At 51.0% G+C, this 16,913-nt stretch carries 13 protein-coding genes; 12 read left to right on the top strand and 1 reads right to left on the bottom strand.

Annotated elements, in window-relative coordinates:
- Positions 1-97: 97 nt before the first annotated feature.
- From ACZ45G_RS27480 to ACZ45G_RS27435, 10 genes are all read left to right on the top strand, one after another.
- The gene (locus ACZ45G_RS27480; protein ID WP_464173776.1) at positions 98-1,597 is read left to right on the top strand and encodes a succinate CoA transferase; all 1,500 of its coding nucleotides are present in this window, start codon (positions 98-100) and stop codon (positions 1,595-1,597) included.
- A gap of 84 nt (positions 1,598-1,681) precedes the next feature.
- Positions 1,682-2,374 (top strand): ATP-binding cassette domain-containing protein, encoded by a 693-nt coding sequence (locus ACZ45G_RS27475; protein WP_464173774.1) that lies wholly within the window; start codon positions 1,682-1,684, stop codon positions 2,372-2,374.
- On the top strand, positions 2,364-3,131 hold the full coding sequence (locus ACZ45G_RS27470) for an ABC transporter permease (RefSeq protein ID WP_464173773.1): 768 nt from the start codon (positions 2,364-2,366) through the stop codon (positions 3,129-3,131). The genes ACZ45G_RS27475 and ACZ45G_RS27470 overlap by 11 nt, the downstream gene beginning before the upstream one ends.
- The gene (locus ACZ45G_RS27465; protein WP_464173772.1) at positions 3,128-4,126 is read left to right on the top strand and encodes an ABC transporter substrate-binding protein; all 999 of its coding nucleotides are present in this window, start codon (positions 3,128-3,130) and stop codon (positions 4,124-4,126) included. The genes ACZ45G_RS27470 and ACZ45G_RS27465 overlap by 4 nt, the downstream gene beginning before the upstream one ends.
- 117 nt (positions 4,127-4,243) lie before the next feature.
- Positions 4,244-4,903 (top strand): hypothetical protein, encoded by a 660-nt coding sequence (locus ACZ45G_RS27460; RefSeq protein ID WP_464180037.1) that lies wholly within the window; start codon positions 4,244-4,246, stop codon positions 4,901-4,903.
- Positions 4,904-5,185: 282 nt separating this feature from the next.
- Positions 5,186-6,280 (top strand): YedE family putative selenium transporter, encoded by a 1,095-nt coding sequence (gene yedE / locus ACZ45G_RS27455; protein ID WP_464173771.1) that lies wholly within the window; start codon positions 5,186-5,188, stop codon positions 6,278-6,280.
- Between the two features lie 2 nt (positions 6,281-6,282).
- Positions 6,283-6,498: a sulfurtransferase TusA family protein gene (locus ACZ45G_RS27450; RefSeq protein ID WP_464173770.1), complete on the top strand. Its 216-nt coding sequence runs from the start codon at positions 6,283-6,285 to the stop codon at positions 6,496-6,498.
- 13 nt (positions 6,499-6,511) lie between these two features.
- Complete coding sequence (locus ACZ45G_RS27445) at positions 6,512-7,057, top strand: putative Se/S carrier protein (protein ID WP_464173769.1); 546 nt, start codon at positions 6,512-6,514, stop codon at positions 7,055-7,057.
- A complete protein-coding gene (locus ACZ45G_RS27440; protein WP_464173768.1) occupies positions 7,042-7,908 on the top strand; it encodes an NAD(P)H-hydrate dehydratase in 867 nt (288 codons plus the stop codon). Before ACZ45G_RS27445 ends, ACZ45G_RS27440 begins: the two co-directional genes overlap by 16 nt.
- A complete protein-coding gene (locus tag ACZ45G_RS27435; protein ID WP_464173767.1) occupies positions 7,898-8,125 on the top strand; it encodes a hypothetical protein in 228 nt (75 codons plus the stop codon). The genes ACZ45G_RS27440 and ACZ45G_RS27435 overlap by 11 nt, the downstream gene beginning before the upstream one ends.
- On the opposite strand, the gene ACZ45G_RS27430 is transcribed toward ACZ45G_RS27435, so the two are convergent.
- The gene (locus tag ACZ45G_RS27430; RefSeq protein ID WP_464173766.1) at positions 8,122-9,453 is read right to left on the bottom strand and encodes an MATE family efflux transporter; all 1,332 of its coding nucleotides are present in this window, start codon (positions 9,451-9,453) and stop codon (positions 8,122-8,124) included. The two genes, ACZ45G_RS27435 and ACZ45G_RS27430, sit on opposite strands and share 4 nt — an antisense overlap.
- A 207-nt stretch (positions 9,454-9,660) precedes the next feature.
- Between ACZ45G_RS27430 and ACZ45G_RS27425 the strand changes: the two genes are divergently transcribed.
- Together ACZ45G_RS27425 and pbpC are read left to right on the top strand one after the other, a co-directional pair.
- Entirely contained in the window at positions 9,661-14,487 is a 4,827-nt protein-coding gene (locus ACZ45G_RS27425) for an alpha-2-macroglobulin family protein (protein WP_464173765.1), read from the top strand.
- A 1-nt stretch (position 14,488) separates the two neighbouring features.
- The gene (gene pbpC, locus ACZ45G_RS27420) at positions 14,489-16,903 is read left to right on the top strand and encodes a penicillin-binding protein 1C (protein ID WP_464173764.1); all 2,415 of its coding nucleotides are present in this window, start codon (positions 14,489-14,491) and stop codon (positions 16,901-16,903) included.
- The last annotated feature ends 10 nt before the right edge of the window (positions 16,904-16,913 follow it).

Below are 16,913 nucleotides of genomic sequence, written 5' to 3'. Positions count from 1 at the left end.
ATATCCTGAATAAATACGGGTATTTTAAAAAAAAACTTGTTTCTTGATCTGGAAGGGCGTAAAAGATAGGTTTTTCTTTTTAAACAGGCAGAGAAATATGAAAATAGACGGATATCCGGTGATTTCAAAACAAGAGGTGGTTTCCCTGATAAAGGATGGGGATACCATTGCCTTTAGCGGGTTTACCGCAGCTGGGGCAGCAAAGGCAGTGCCGGTCATGCTGGCCGAGCATGCGAAGCAGGAGCACGCCCACGGACGAAGTTTCAGGATTCGGGTCATCACCGGGGCTTCAAGCGGGGACTATATTGACAACGATCTGGCCGAGGCCAATGCCATCTCCTGGCGGGCGCCCTACCAGGGGGGAAAAACACTCAGAGATCAGATCAACCGCCAGGAAGTGGAGTATGTGGACATGCATTTGTCCCATGTGGCCCAGACCGTGGGGGCGGGTTTTTTCGGCCGTGTGGATGTGGCGGTTGTGGAAGCCACCCATATCACCCCGGACGGCAGGGTGTATCTTTCCGCCTCCATTGGGGCGTCTCCCACCTGGCTTGCCTGTGCAGACAAGGTGATCATAGAGCTGAACCATTGCCATTCCCCTAGGTTAAGTGAACTGGCCGATATTGTTATTATGCCGCCCCCGCCCAGGCGTAATAACATCAATGTGCAAACGCCCTTGTCCAAAATCGGGTGGCCCTATGCCCAGGTGGATCCCAAAAAGGTGGTGGGCATCGTTGAGAACAATGAGCCGGACCAGGTGGCGGCCTTTAATCTGGAGGATGATACCAGTAAAAGAATTGCAGACCATGTCATTGAATTTTTGCTCAAGGAAAAATTGGCTGGCCGGATTCCCCCCGAGTTTTTTCCCCTCCAGGCCGGGGTGGGAAATACGGCAAATGCCGTGCTGGCAGGATTGGGGCGTCACCCGGATATTCCGCCCTTTTACATGTATTCGGAAGTTTTCCAGGACTCCATGATGGACCTGATTGATGCCGGAAAGCTTTTGGGTGCCTCTGCCACAGCCCTGACCATTGTGCCGGAAAAGCTCAGACAGATCGGGGATAACATGGATTTTTACAGCCGTAAAATTGTGCTGCGGCCCCAGGAAATATCCAACCATCCCGGCATCATCCGTCGCCTGGGGGTGGTGGCCATGAATACGGCCCTTGAAATGGATATCTATGGCAATGTAAATTCCTCCCATGTGATGGGCACCCATGTGATGAACGGGGTGGGGGGCAGTGGCGAGTTCGCTCGGAATAGTCATTTGTCTATTTTTATGACCCCTTCCATTGCAAAGGGAGGTAAAATTTCCGCGGTGGTTCCCATGGTTCCCCATGTGGATAATAATGAGCATTCGGTTCAGATTGTGGTAACGGAACAGGGGCTGGCCGACTTGCGGGGGCTAGGACCCCTGGAGCGGGCGGAGAAAATTATCAATACCTGTGCCCATCCCTCATACCGGCCTTATTTACGAGACTATATTGCCAAGGGAACCTGCGGCCATATCTGTCATGATCTCACCCGCTGTTTTGAGCTCCACCGTAACTTTACGGAATATGGGGCCATGCTGCCCGAGATGGCATCGGATTTATAACATGGATTGATTTTTAGGGCCTAACCTTGTAAGGGTATTAGGGTAGTAGGGAAGTTGCTGGTATTTGCTTAAATGGAGAAGCCCATGCGTCTTGAGTGTGATGGTCTGAAATATACATATCCCGGGTCCGAGGCTGCCGTCATCGATAACCTTTGTTTTTCCATGACATCGTCGGGGTTCAATGCGGTGTTCGGACCGTCGGGTGTGGGCAAGACCTCCCTTGCAAAATTGCTGGTCAGCCAGGCAAACCTGCCGGGGAGCAGGATTTCCACCAGCGGGTTGGATAGGATCCTCTATTCCTACAATCAGGAACGGCTTCCGGGCTGGTCCAGTACCGGCAATCATCTCAACAAGGTCTGCCCCCCGGGCAAAGAGGCGCTGAAAAAAAATCTCATCGATATTTTCAAGCTGGAACCGGTCCTGGACGCACGGTTTTCACAGCTTTCCATGGGCCAGCAAAATCGCATGAACCTCATCCGCTATCTGCTCCAGGAGTTTGATTTGCTGATTATGGATGAAAGCCTGGCCAATGTGGACGAGGTCCTGCGGGAAACCATTATCCTTGAAATTAAAGCGATTTTTCCGGGGAAAATGTTTCTCTATATTTCCCATAACCTCATGGAAGTGGCCAAGTTCTGCCGGGATATCCTGGTCCTGAGCGAGCCCGTCAAACAAAAGGGCAGTTTTATGGTAAAGGGCAGGGATTATGCTCACGGGTATGCCCTGGATAAACAGGCCTTTGATGCCTGTATGCTGGAGATCATGGATGCTTTTTAGACGGATATATCAGTTTTTGATTGTCTATTGTCTGGGGCTTGCCTGCCTTTTGGGGATTAAACAGGTGCTCACCCTATCCGATTACGTGATCCCGGGGGTTCCCCTTATCCTGGAGACAGCCGGCCGGGTTTCCCAGGGATATCTTTTTGATGTTTTCAATACCCTTTCCGTGACAATCCTGGGCCAGATCATCTCCATTCTCATGGCGTTTACCGTGGGGATTCTGGGCCGAAAGTCTTCCTGGGCAGGATCTTTTATCAAGGTGATGGCCTATAATATCCAGGCCTATCCCATTGTGGCCCTAGCCCCGATTATTTTTATCCTTCTGGGAGACGGTTTTCTTTCCCGGCTTCTCATTGCCTCCATGATTTGTTATTTCCCCTTGCTCCTGTCCGTACTGGGGGTGATGGCAGTCCCTGTAAAGGATATTGAACATTTTTATATTGCCACGGGAAGGATGCGGTGGCAATTGGAGGTCAAGATCCGGGCCTTTGAAAATTTAAGTAAACTGACCACGGTTATTGCAGGCAGCGCCACCCTGGCCATGGCCGGGACCATTGTGGCGGAATTTATTGCTGCCAATGCCGGTATCGGGTATAGTATCCGCATCGCCCTTTACCAGAGTGATCTGGCCGGGATTCTGGTGGCGTTGTTCATGATCGGTATTGTGATTTCCATTTACCAGGGGATGCTTGAAACCCTGGGGGAACAGGTAAAAACAAAGTGGTCTGCACCAAAGGGAGGGGAATTGTTATGAGATTCAATGGACGTTACAGACAATGGCTGGCCGTCATGACGGCTCTGGGGGTCTTTCTTTTTGCCGCATCGGTTCAGGCCGGCACCATATCTCTTAATTATCGTCTCAAATGGCTGTTCAATACCTCTGTGGCAGGGGATATTTTTGCCGCAGACCAGGGATATTTTACAGCAGTCGGTTTGGACGTGACCGTTAAGGAGGGCAGTCCTGAAAAAAATGCCATCAAGGAATTGGAACTGGGGTATGCCGACTTTGGTGTGGCATCGGCGGACCAGGTCATCCGGGCTCTGGACAAGGGGGCCGATGTGGTGGTGCTGGCCCAGCTTTTCCAGGTCAATCCCATGCAATGGATCTACCGGGCGGATCAGCCTGAAATTAAGGTCCTTTCAGACCTTAAAGACCGCCATATTGGTATCACCTTTGGGGGCAATGATGAAACCATAATGAAAACCATTCTGGCCAAATCCGGGCTTGCCAGTCAGGATGTCAAGCTTTCTGGTGTCCGGTTTGACTTTACCCCTTTCCTGAAAAAACAGGTGGATGTCTGGCCGGTATATTTAAATTCCCAGGGGGTGATCCTCCAGGACAAATTGAGCCGGGAAGGTGAAGCCGTCTATTTTTTCAACCCGTCTGATTTTGGCGTAAATTTTGTGGCCAATTCTATTGTAACCTCGGGGAAAATGATCGAGAATCATCCCGACCGGGTAAAACGCTTTTTAGGCGCCTTGATTGATGCATGGGAAGCCGCCATGGATCCTGCCAATGAGGCAGCGGTTCTGAGGGTGGTGAAAAAAAAGGACAAGGGCACCCGGGATGATATCCGCCAAAAACAGTTAACAGTCACAAGGAAATTGATCAAGCCGGACAGGACGGTCAGGATCGGCCGGATGGACGTGGCTGCCTGGAAACAGACAGAAACCATCATGCTCAAGGAAGGACAGATTAAGGCCCCTGTGAACATTGAGTCCCGGCTGGCAGGTCCGGATTCCTTTTAAAAGGGTTCTCCCACCGGGGTCCGGCTGAAGGTATTGGGGCTGGAAGTTGTTTTGGCCAACGGAGATTAAACAATGAGAGAACAAATCAAACCCTTTGTCTTCGGATTAAAATTGGGAATGGTAATATTTCCTTTTTTTTATATCTTGGATTATTTTATTTATCCGGAATATAGAGTTTTTTTATTGATGATCCGCATTGGTGTGTCTATTTATTTAGCCTTTACCATCTTTATCATCCACAGAGTAGATCAAAAATATTATTATCCAACACTTTGTATAACGGTATTTTTAACTTCAATTACAATTTCATCAATGTGTCTTGTGACAACAGATGGATTTGCCTCCTCCTATTATAGCGGCCTATTACAAATCATTATCGTTACGGCGCTTCTTTATAATATTCGTCCCAGGTATTATATCATAATAATGGTTCTCATTGTTGCACAACATTTTATACTGCTGGCACAGCTGCCCTGGAAAGTGGAGGATTTATTAATTAATATTTTTGCTGTCGGGGGGATCTCTATCCTTGCGATCTTTGTGCAACAGTTTATTTTTAACCTGGTGAAAGAAAACAGATCTTTGAAGGGATTACTTCCGATTTGTGCCAATTGTAAAAAAATTAGAGATGATAAAGGATACTGGAATCAAATCGAATCGTATATCCAGACCCATTCAGAAGCAGAATTCAGTCACAGCATGTGTCCTGAGTGTTCTGATACCTTATATGGGGATCAAGACTGGTATATTAATTTTAAAAAAAAGAAAAATGCTTAATAAACATAAGCGTTGACCCTGGATGCCTATTCAAAAATTCTGGATCGCAGCCTTTACGGATGCCATGAATGATTTTATCCAGTTTTATCTGGTTATTTTCCTTCTTGGTCCATTTATTTTAATTGGTATTTTTTTTGCTATTCATCGCATTGGTTTTTTCTATGAATATGGATTTCCACATTTCAATTATCAATTGGATTTTAAAAAAAAACTGTGGAAAGAAGTACTCAGCTGAGTGATGTGAGTTAAATGATACTAATGTTTTTAAAAGGATGAGATAAAATGGCTAAGAACTTTTTTGCCGGCAGATGGGGTATTATATGTGTCGGTGCTGTTATTGGTATTTTAGCAGCTGCTTTGCAAAAAATGGGAAACCCCGGAAACATGGGGATTTGTGTGGCATGCTTTGAAAGGGATATTGCAGGGGCCTTGGGACTTCACAGGGCAGGAGTCGTGCAGTATTTGCGACCGGAAATCATGGGCTTTGTCCTAGGTGCGTTAATAGCAGCCTTCAGTTTTAAGGAATTTAAACCCCGTAGTGGATCAGCACCCATTGTCAGGTTTGTTCTTGGTTTTTTTGCCATGATTGGTGCCCTGGTTTTTCTAGGCTGTCCCTGGCGGGCTTTGCTTCGCCTTGCCGGAGGGGATGGTAATGCCATTATTGGTTTGCTGGGGCTGGCAGGAGGCATCTGGATAGGGGTTCTTTTCTTAAAAAACGGGTACAACCTGGGCAGAAGCCAGGCAACCCATAAAAGTGTCGGCCTGTTATTCCCGCTGATCATGCTGGGGTTGTTATGCCTGATGTTTCTTTACCCCCAAGTGGCAGGAGAAAATAAAAGCGGGGTTCTGTTTTACAGTCTTAAAGGCCCTGGTGCCATGCATGCACCCTTGTTTATATCCCTTGCTATCGGACTTTTGATCGGGTTTATCGCCCAAAGAAGTCGGTTCTGCACCATGGGCGCTTTTCGGGATCTGATTTTATTTCGCCATATCCATCTGTTAACAGGCTTGATTTCTCTTGTGGTCTTTGCATTTGTTACAAATTTCATCCTGGGACAATTCAATCCGGGATTTGTAGGACAGCCGGTTTCCCATACCATGCAGGTATGGAATTTTGCAGGGATGATGCTGGCAGGCCTTGCTTTTGCCCTGGCAGGAGGATGCCCCGGACGTCAATTGTTTCTTTCCGGTGAAGGGGATGGCGATGCAGCCGTTTTTGTTATGGGAATGATTATGGGGGCTGGCATTGCGCATAATTTTGGTCTGGCCAGTTCTCCCAAGGGTGTTGGCCCCCATGGAATTGCTGCGGTTGTCATCGGGCTGATTGTCTGTTTGTTCATCGGATTTACAATGAGAAAAAATATCAAAGGAGTATAGCTGTGAGTATAACGATTGATGCAAGAGGGTATTCATGTCCCCAGCCAGTGTTAATGTTTATGGAAGCCGTTAAATCTGGAAATGAAAACGAGGTAATTGTGCTTGTTGATACAGATGCTTCAAAAGAGAATGTCTCAAGGGCTGCGGAAAGCAAAAATTATAGTGTCAAGGATATCCAACAGCAGGGGGATGAATACCGGCTGACCATTATTAAATGACCAAAGGGGTTTTTTGTTTAAATTTAAGTTCAAAAAGAAAAAAACGCAGGTTTCTAACCAGGCGGAGCTGGGTATTCTTGTGTTTGAAAATACAAGCGAGGTCATCTGCGCCCAAAAGGCTTTAGAAACAAATGGCTGGAAAATCAGGGTGATGGGCCCGCCACCGGAGATTCAAAGCGGGTGTGATCTGGTGATTGAATTTCCTTTGATCCATGAACTTGATATACGCCGACTCCTTGAAAAGGTCGGAATCCCGCCCATTGAAATGGTTCCTGTGACCGGTCCATTGCTCCAGCCGGTGGACCTTTTTCACATAAAGGATTTTGGAGAGTTCCTCATGATCCGGGCTGCCAATATGAAAATCACAGTGGAAAAAAGCACCCGATTGATTGTCAATGTTTCAGGGGGCGGTTGCCCGGATGTGCCATATCTTGCCTGCATGATGGTTGGCAAAACCATGGCACAGGCTCCCAACCCTCTGGACATCGGGCATACCCTTTGCGGCTATGCGCTTGGACTTGCTTTTAAGGAGATGGAAAAAAAATGCTCGCAGTGGTAGGCACCGTCCCGGACCCTGATTTTCCCCTGGCAGTGGGCAGGGTGGATATGGTGGGCGACAAGCTTCGTATTGATGGAAAACTTATCCCGGTGAACCGGGGAACCCCGGCGCTTTTAGGTGCCATGGTCAATACCCTGAAAGTATTGGGGCAAAAGGATATAATAGGGTTTATGGTGGGGGATATAGGCCTTGGAGACGGCAGTCGCAACCTGTATCAATATTTGGTTGATAATAGCTCTCAAATGGATTTTCAAGCCATTGTTTTCCATTATCTTCAGCCGGATGTGGACTGGCATAACAAGATTTTGTTCATGCTCAATGATTTGGAAAAAAAGCCGGTGATGATAGCAGATGCTGGTTTTATGTATGCTGCTAAGATGAGTGGCCAGGCCCAATCCTATGATCTTTTTACACCGGATGTGGGAGAACTTTCCTTTCTTGCGGATGAAATGGCGCCCCATCCGTTTTACACCCGGGGGTTTATCTTACACGATGACAATCAGGTCCCTGATCTTATCGGCCGGGCGTATCTGCATGGAAATGCAGCAAAAAATCTGCTTGTAAAAGGGGCAACAGACTATATTGCAGATAAAAATGGTGTTGTTTTTTCGGTAAACAGCCCAATAGCCGAAGCCATGGAGGCGATGGGGGGGACCGGGGATACGGTCACCGGCATTGTTACTGCCCTTGCAGGAACCGGTATGCCAATTTTAAAAGCGGCAAAAATTGCAGCAAAAGTTAACCGGGTTGCCGGGTTTAATGCCAACCCAACCCCTGCAACCCAGGTCAGCCAAATTATTCAACAGATTCCCCAGGCTCTGGAAAAGGTATTAAAATCATATGAGCAATAAAAAAAAAAGACTGCAACTTATCAATCCTGACATGACCGTTCTTGACGTTGTGTCAGGGTATAAGGATACCCTGCCGGTATTTAAACGATACGATGGGGTTGCAGGAGAATGTATTTGCTGCAACTCACTTTTTGAAACAATTCACACTGTGGCAGGCAGATACGGGTTGGACCTGAAAAAGCTTCTAAAGGATCTGGAAACGGCTGCAAGGATTTAAATTGGCGATTTTTCTTTTGTTTTGACATGGAACCTTGCCATCATCAAAAGAGCCGAGGCTGACAGGCTGATCAATAATCCATACCAGACTCCATAAATGCCCAGGCCAAAGTGAAACGCCAGGACATAGCCCGATGGCAGGCCAATGATCCAATAGGCGATAAGGGTGATGAGGGTGGGAATTTTCATGTCTGTGATGCCCCGTAAAATACCCAGGCCCACGGCCTGGAGTCCGTCGGATAGCTGGAAAAAAGCCACAATTACCAGCAGGCTAGCGGACATTTCTACCACCTTAATATCGGATACATAAAGCCAGGGCAGATAAGATCTGAACAAGACAAAAACAAGACCTGCCATTGCCATGAATCCGGCGCAGACCAGGGCGGCTGAAAACCCGGCAGCCCTCACATCACTGGCTTGGCCCCTGCCCACGGCATTGCTAACCCGGATGGTGCCGGCGGCTGAGATGCCCATGGCCCCCATAAAGGAAATGGATGCCAGGTTCATGGCGATCTGGTGGGCGGCAAGGGCCTGGGTGCCCATCCACCCCACAATCACCGCGGATGCGGTAAAGGCAGACACCTCGAAAAAATATTGGAATGCGCCGGGGATGCCTATTTTTAATAAGCGTTTCATTATGGCAATATCAATTTTCCGATACCGCAGCGAGGGGTCAAATCGTTTTAAGGCGGGGGCTGTCATGATGATCCACATAAGGCCCAGGGCCATGAAGGCCCGGGAGGAAAAGGTGGCAATGCCGGCTCCGGTAAGCCCCAGGGAAGGTGCCCCGAGATTTCCGTATATAAAAACCCAGTTGACAAAAATATTGACCAGGTTGGCCAGAAGGGTAATCACCATGGCCGGTTTCAGAAAACTGACGCCTTCTGCAAATTGGCGGAAGGACTGGAAGAGCATAAAGGGCAGCATGGATAATCCCAATACCTTCATATAGAGAATTGCCGGTGCCACAATGGTTTGGGGCTGGTTCAAAAATCGGATGGATTCTGCACCAACAAAGATCAGCCCGCAGAGGAGTAAACCGGATAAAAGATTCACAATCAGGCCCTGGCGCAGCACCACCCCGCAGTCTTTTTCTTTTCTTGCACCAGCGGCCATGGCGGTCAGGGGGGTGACGGCCATGGAAATTCCAAACCCCACCACCATGACCATGTTAAACAGGGCATTGCCGATGGCGGCGGCGGCCAGGGGTTCGGTTCCCACCCGGCCTACCATGATATTGTCCGCAACCGACATGGAAAGTTGGCCGATTTGTCCCACAATCATGGGCAGGGACAGGTGGATGGTTTCTTTGATATTCTTCTTAAACATGCTGCCTGTCTTTTCTGGTGTTTTGCTAAATTGCCCATGGAATTGATTCGATAAAAGAACCTTCCACTAGATAAACACTGTACTAGACATGAGATTCCATTGAAAAGCAATATGAATGTTGAAAAACAAAGGTTTGATCTGTGCCCATCTTCTGTTAAAATCAGGCTCAGCAGCCATATTATTTTAAATATTGTAAAGGATAGGCCCATGAAACCGCACCATTTGTTTGTTCTGGTCATGCTTTTTTTTAGTCCCTTTGTTTGTCAATCTGCTCATTCATTTGAAGGGTTTGAGGCACAGTTTGCCGGCCAGCAGACCGTGGCGGGTGAAAATTCCGTGGCCGTTACCTTTTCCAGGGGGCTGGACACACGACAGAATCTGGAACTTTATTTGCGGATTTTCAAGGAAAGGGACCTGCCCGTGGAAGGGGGGTGGGTGTTGTCCAAAGACCCCCAGGTGGTCTATTTTACCAATGTGGAACCCGGGACCCAATACACGGTTCAGATTTACAAGGGGCTGAAGTCAGATTCTGGGGATATTTTGGAAACCGGGTCGACCTTCCGGGTTTCGACCCGGGAAGTTGTACCCACGATTAGTTTTGGCAGCAAGGGGTTTGTTCTGGCCTCAAAATTGATCCGGGGACTTCCGGTGAATTCCCTGAACATTTCCCGGGCAGACATTGATTTCTTCAGGATTAAACCGAAATTTTTAGGGGAGTTCCGGGACAATTTTGCCGGGGAAGATCTGCGGTATTACCAGAGCCGGAATTTGAATAAATCGGCGGATCTTGTCTACTCTGGCCGGTGGGATCTTGAGATCAAACGAGATCTTCGCACCCAGGTGAATATTCCCATCACTCACATAAAGCAATTGGCAAAGCCGGGGATCTATTTTGCCGTGTTAAAAGGGGCCGGGGTTTACGAGTATGGATATAGCAGTACCTGGTTTACCATCAGCGATCTGGGGCTCCATGCCAGAAAATATGCCCAGTCCCTCCAATTCCAGGTCCAGAGTCTTGGGACGGCAAAACCCATAAAGGATGTCCTATTGGAGGGGGTCAACAAGAAGGGAAAAATCCTTTTTAGCCTGACCACCAATGCACAGGGGATTGCCCGGGTGGCCGGGGCCTTTGAAAATCTGACCCTGGTAACTGCCACCCGGAAAAATCAAATCAGCCTTCTGCCCATGGATGTGCCGGCCATGGATTTGTCGGAATTTAAGAGAGCCACAGCCCCTTTTCGGCCCGTTGACCTATTTGTATACGGGCCCCGGGATATTTACAGACCCGGGGAAATTATGACCATTGACGGGCTGCTGCGCAACCAGGACGGGCAGATGACAGCGGGGCTTCCCATCAAGGCCAGGATTCTTCAGCCCGACGGCCGAATGGTCCATGAATTTACCTGGAAGGCGCACGCTTTAAATCATTATACCCATGCCTATCATTTACCCACAGACGCCCTGACCGGTAAGTGGCGAATTGCCTTTACCCATGCTGCTGGTAATTTAAAGGAATATCCTTTTATTGTGGCAGAATTCCTCCCCGAACGGTTGAAGCTTGCCATTGAGAATCCAGCCGGCCAGGAGGATGTTTTAAGGAAAAATCAGGATCTTGCCATTAAACTCAAAGGGGATTTCCTTTATGGAGCCCCGGCTTTTGGAAGCCGGGCCGATGCCGTTATTCATGTGAAGCCGGCCCGGGAATTGTTCAAGGAAGCCTGGCCCGGATATGAGTTCGGAGATATAAAAAACCGGGTGAACCGCTCTTTTTCCACGGATCAAATTATACTGGATGAAAAGGGGGAGGGGGTGATTCAAGTGGAAAATCAATGGAAGGAGATCGCTTCTCCCCATTGGATCACGGCCAATGCCAGCCTCTATGATTCCGGGGGCAGACCTGTGGTGCGGAACAGATCCTGGCAGGTCTGGCCGGACAAGACCCTGGTAGGAATCCGAAGCCTGGCTCAAGATGGAGCCATTAAAAATGACAGCCTGGCACAGTTTGAAGTTATCTGTGTGGACACTGCTGGCAAACGCCTGGCGGCAAAGGGCTTAAAGGTAAGTGTGATCAAGGAGCAACGCGAATACTATTGGGAATTTAAACACGGGGCCTGGCAATGGGGATATAGTCAGCAGTTTTATCCCGTGGATCAATTTTCCCTGGATCTTGGGGGAAACAAGAGCGGAGTGGTGGACGTCCCGGTCAAATGGGGGGGGTATCGATTGGAGATTGCCAACCCTGCCACGGGTTTAACAACCGGATACAAGATTTGGGCGGGGTGGCGGCCGGATTCTGCCCGGGGCAAGGACATGAACCGGCCCGACCGGGTGGATCTGGTTCTGGATAAAAAATCCTATGCACCAGGCGACACGGTAGGGGTGACGGTAAAAGCCCCCGAGGGAGGGTCCGGGTTTTTGTTTGTGGAGTCTGACACCAATCTGCTCACCCTGCCGGTGATCATTCCCGCCGGGGGAAAAACCCTGGAGATCACGATTGATCCGGCTTGGAAACGCCATGATCTTTACCTATCTGCCCTGATTGTCAGGCCCGGCGAAAGCCAAGGCAGCCTGCCCAAACGGTCGGTGGGCCTTGTCCACCTGCCCCTGGACAGAGAGCATAGACGGTTGGCTGTAGAGATCCAGGTTCCCAAAAAGATAGAGCCCAACCGACGCCTGACCATTCCGGTGAGCATCCAACGTTTCGACGGGACGGTGCCTGACCAGGCCTGGGTGACCCTGGCTGCCGTGGATGTGGGAATTCTTAATCTTACGGGATTTAAGACCCCCTCCCCCTTTGATTCTTTTTTCCAGGCCCGCCAATATGGGGTTCAGATCCATGATCTTTACCAGCGCCTGATTGAGACCAATGAGGGCGCCTATGCAAAACAGCGGTTTGGCGGGGATGCTCCCACACTTACCCGGGGAGGGGACCGGCCTGCAACCGATGTGCAGATTGTGGCCCTCCACCAACAAGCCATCAAAGTGGATGCCAGGGGCCGGGCCGATTTTTTCCTGGATATCCCCGATTTTAACGGGACCCTTCGGCTCATGGCCATTGCCCATACGGAAAATGAATTTGGATCCAATGACCAGGAGCTGACAGTGGCATCCCCCCTTGTTACCCAGATGACCCTGCCACGGTTTTTAGCCATGGGGGATACAAGCCAGGTGGTCCTGGATGTTCACAACTTGACCGAGACCCGCCAGCAGTTGAAAATTTCTCTTGATGCAACGTCTCCCCTTACACCTGTGGGCGCTAAAATTCATGAGATCACCCTGGAACCCAATGGGAAAACCGTCATCTCCATGCCCCTGTCGGCAGAGCAGAAACTGGGCAGGTCCATCATTACCTGTCGTGTTCAGGGGCTGGTTGTGGAGGGGGAAGACAGAGAAATGGAAAGAAGATGGTTCCTTGAGACCCGGCCGGCCTTTCCCGTGGAAAACAGGGTCTGGCAAACGAGGATACTCCCGGGGCAATCCTTTAAGATTGAAGCGGGTCAAATGACGGACCTATTGAGCAGTACCATCGGGATCCAGGCAGGCATGGGATCTTCTCCCCCCATTAATGTGGCGGATCATGTGGCACGATTAGATGCCTACCCCTATGGCTGCCTGGAGCAGACCGTCAGTGGACTCTTTCCCCATGTGCTTCTTTCCGGGGACGATTTTGCTCAATTGGGCCTGGGTACCGGGACAGACAAGGCCAAGTCAGAAAAAATCAGGCTGGGCATCCAGCGGCTTGTGGAAAAACAGAAAACCAATGGCGGGTTTGGTCTCTGGGGCAGCAAGGGACCTGAAGCGGCCTGGCTCACCGCCTATGCCGTCCATTTTCTTCTCAATGCAGCGGATGCCGGGTATGAAATCCCCCAAACCGCGGTGAAACGGGCAATGGAACGGCTGCTGGTTTATGTGAGACGGCCGGGAAGCATCCCCCTTGCCGGGTATCTGCAAAGAGCACCTTACCGGGCGGCTGTCCGGGCCTATGCCGCCTTTGTCCTGGCCCGGGTTCAGGCCCTTGGTCTGGGGGATGCCAGAGCCGTTTACCAATATGTGTTAAAATACGGCAAGGGAGCCCTGGCCTTTGTCCAGGCAGGGGTTGCCCTTTCCGCGGCCGGGGACAGGATTATGGCCATGGAAGCCTTTGACCAGGCCATCAAAATCCGTAGGGATCCCCATCTGTATTATGGGGATTACGGGTCCGATATCCGGGATTTTGCAGCGGCCTATTATTATCTGTCCACCTATTTTCCCATGTACGAGCACTCAGCCCTGTTTCTCGTTGAGCTGGACACCCTGTTGGCAGACAAGCAATGGTTGAGTACCCAGGAACGGAACGCTTTGGTCATGGCCGGTTCCATCCGGCTCCATGCCAAAGGGGAGCGCTGGAAGGCAAGGGTTACCGCCGGCGAACAAAGGCTGGACTTAAGCCGTGATCAATTTAAACAATTGGTGTTTGCCCAGGGAACAGCACCAGGGCAATTTGAGATTTTGAACACAGGGACGACAGATCTGTTTGTTCATGTGACCCTGTCCGGGTATCCGGTTCAAAAACCATTGCCCGCAAGCCATGGGGTGACAATCAAGCGACGGTATCTGGATATATCGGGCAAGGTTCTGGGAGAATCTGCTTTCAGAGCTGGGCTTAAATCCGGAGACCGGCTTCTGGTAGAACTGACAGTGCAGGCGGACAGGCGTATGCCCCATTGTCTGGTGGTGGATATGCTGCCCGCCGGCATTGAACTGGAAGATCCCGCTCTTTCCGGCAGCACCCTCATCAACGACATCCTGGTGGATGAACGCTCAATCGCTCAATGGCAAAAAGCTTATACCACCCACCATACCGAATACAGAGATGACCGGTTTATGGCTGCCCTGGATATCCGGGGCAAACAGAGGCTTAGAATCTTTTATCCGGCCCGGGTGGTCACCCCGGGAACTTTTCTGGTGCCGCCCCCATTGGTGGAAGATATGTACCGCCCCCATATCCGGGGGGTGGGCGCTTCCCCCGACCGGATGAAGGTGATGGCCCCCTGATATGAACAACGGCAGGGGGATAAGGGGAAAATCTCTGGTTATTCTGGCGGGGCTGCTGGCCCTATTGGTTCTATTGGTCCTTCTGGCCCTGGATCAGGCATTCCCTTTGTTGGTTTATAGGCCTGTGGCAACCGTGGTCATCGCAAAGGATGGGACCCCCCTTCGGGCCTTTGCCGATGCGTCGGGGGTGTGGCGGTATCCGGTTTCGGTGAACCAGGTTTCCCCCTTGTATTTACAGGCCCTGCTCACCTATGAGGACCGATGGTTTTATTATCACCCTGGGGTGAATCCTTTTGCCATGGCCCGGGCTCTCTTCCAGAACCTGGTCAAGGGGAGGGTGGTTTCCGGCGGCTCCACCCTGACCATGCAGGTGGCCAGGATTCTTTCTCCCAATACCCGAACCATCACGGGCAAGGTCCATCAGATGTTCCGGGCATTTCAACTGGAATTTCATTTGACCAAGGATGAGATTTTAAATCTCTATTTTACCCATGCCCCCTTTGGCTCCAATATAGAAGGGGTGAGAACCGCCTCCCACACCTGGCTGGGAAAGGATACCCGGGAACTGACCCATGCCGAGGCAGCCCTTTTGGCAGTTCTTCCCCAGGCCCCCAGCCGATACCGGCCGGACCGGCACCCGGATCGGGCAAGAATTGCCAGGGACAAAGTTCTGGACCGGCTGGCAAGGTATGGGGTCTGGCCTGACGAGACAATCGCCGCTGCCAAGCAGGAACCCGTTGTGGCCTTTCGGTTCCAGTCTCCCATGGCGGCCCCCCTGGCATCCCGGCGGCTTCGGTCTGAATCTCCCGGGGCGAGCCTGATTCCCAGCTGTCTGGACTATGATTTCCAGGTCCATGCGGCAGATATCCTGAGATCCTATGTGGCCACCCTTCCGGAAGACCAATCCGGGGCTGTTCTTGTGGTGAACCACCGGACACTGGAAGTGATTGCCTATGTGGGATCATCAGATTTTTTAAGTCAACGAAGAAAAGGCCATGTGGATATGATACAGGCCCTGAGATCGCCGGGATCTGCCCTGAAACCCTTTCTTTACGGGCTGGCAATTGACGAGGGAATTATCCATTCCCATTCCCTGGTGCTGGATACCCCCAGGTTTGGTAAAGCCTATGAGCCGGGAAATTTTTCAAGAGGTTTTTCAGGGCCTGTCAGCGTTACAACGGCTCTTCGAAATTCTTTGAATATCCCGGCTGTCCAGGTATTGGAAGCCTATGGCTCCCAGCGCTTTCATGACCGGTTGAAACATGCCGGGGCCAGGCTGAAACTTCCGGGCCGACCCAATTTAAGTATCGTCCTGGGGGGTATGGGCACGGACCTTGAGTCCCTGGTCATCCTGTATACCGCCCTTGCCAGGCAGGGCCAGGCAGGCAGCCTTCGGCTTAAACAGTCAGATCCTGTCCGGGAACGGTATCTCATGAGCCCGGGAGCAGCGTATATAACCCGCCAGATCTTGTCCCGGCCCCTTCCGGGACGAGAAGGGATCAACCGGCTGTCGGCGGGTTTGCCCGTGGCCTGGAAAACCGGTACCAGCTATGGGTTCCGGGATGCGTGGGCCCTGGGGATCATGGGCGATTTTGTCGTCGGCGTCTGGGTGGGGCGTCCCGACGGCTCCCCCTCCCCTGGCCAGTACGGGGCCGTAACAGCCATCCCCCTGCTGGAACAGGTGTTGGAAAGTTTGCCCTTGCCTGGAAAAGGGTCGGGCACCGGGGGAGAAAAAATGCCCGACACGGTTGTTCAGCAGACCATCTGCTGGCCGTCGGGTATGGCAGAGGACCCGCAGATGCCAGGAGCCTGCATGGTGCGCCACAGGGCATGGATCCTCAACCACCAGATTCCTCCCACCTTGACAGCAAACCGTTCTTGGGGAGTAACTTCGAGAAATTCATCCCCGGGGCATGCCTCCGCTGGGTATTCGCCCCCGGGGTATTCATCCCCGGGATTGTCATCCCTGGTGCAGACTTTTTGGGTGGATCTCGATGGAAACCGGGCCGGTCCTTTGTGTGGCGGAGTAAAAAAAACATCCATTGCCCTGTGGCCCCGGGGTGCAGAACCCTGGCTTCCGGCAAAATGGCGGCGAAACCGACTGATTCCACAGGTATCTGACCGCTGTCCAGATCTTGCCCCCCTGGCAAGCCGGCTCCAGATTATTTCTGTTTCCAATGACAGCCTGCTGACCTACCCGCCGGGGCAGAAAGGGTCGCCCCTGATCCCCTTAGAGACCCTGGGGGGTCAGGGGCGGCTATACTGGTTTTTAAATCGCCGACCCCTGGATGGAAAGAATCACACCAATCTGACAACCATGGAATTGCCGGCCCCGGGCACCTATCAGCTGGCGGTGATGGATGAATTGGGCAATGGCGATATGGTGACCTTTCGAGTGATTTCGTTCCGCCCATGAATCAAAATGA

The organism is Desulfoconvexum algidum, from assembly GCF_055382125.1.
This window is presented reverse-complemented; position numbering and strand designations above follow the sequence as displayed.

Excerpts from the sequence above, each read along its gene's own strand:
- ACZ45G_RS27435 (WP_464173767.1), top strand. The coding sequence starts at position 7,898 with ATGAGCAATAAAAAAAAAAGACTGCAACTTATCAATCCTGACATGACC.
- ACZ45G_RS27430 (WP_464173766.1), bottom strand. The coding sequence starts at position 9,453 with ATGTTTAAGAAGAATATCAAAGAAACCATCCACCTGTCCCTGCCCATG.
- ACZ45G_RS27480 (WP_464173776.1), top strand. The coding sequence starts at position 98 with ATGAAAATAGACGGATATCCGGTGATTTCAAAACAAGAGGTGGTTTCC.
- ACZ45G_RS27460 (WP_464180037.1), top strand. The coding sequence starts at position 4,244 with ATGGTAATATTTCCTTTTTTTTATATCTTGGATTATTTTATTTATCCG.
- ACZ45G_RS27425 (WP_464173765.1), top strand. The coding sequence starts at position 9,661 with ATGAAACCGCACCATTTGTTTGTTCTGGTCATGCTTTTTTTTAGTCCC.
- ACZ45G_RS27440 (WP_464173768.1), top strand. The coding sequence starts at position 7,042 with ATGCTCGCAGTGGTAGGCACCGTCCCGGACCCTGATTTTCCCCTGGCA.
- ACZ45G_RS27465 (WP_464173772.1), top strand. The coding sequence starts at position 3,128 with ATGAGATTCAATGGACGTTACAGACAATGGCTGGCCGTCATGACGGCT.
- ACZ45G_RS27470 (WP_464173773.1), top strand. The coding sequence starts at position 2,364 with ATGCTTTTTAGACGGATATATCAGTTTTTGATTGTCTATTGTCTGGGG.
- pbpC (WP_464173764.1), top strand. The coding sequence starts at position 14,489 with ATGAACAACGGCAGGGGGATAAGGGGAAAATCTCTGGTTATTCTGGCG.
- yedE (WP_464173771.1), top strand. The coding sequence starts at position 5,186 with ATGGCTAAGAACTTTTTTGCCGGCAGATGGGGTATTATATGTGTCGGT.
- ACZ45G_RS27475 (WP_464173774.1), top strand. The coding sequence starts at position 1,682 with ATGCGTCTTGAGTGTGATGGTCTGAAATATACATATCCCGGGTCCGAG.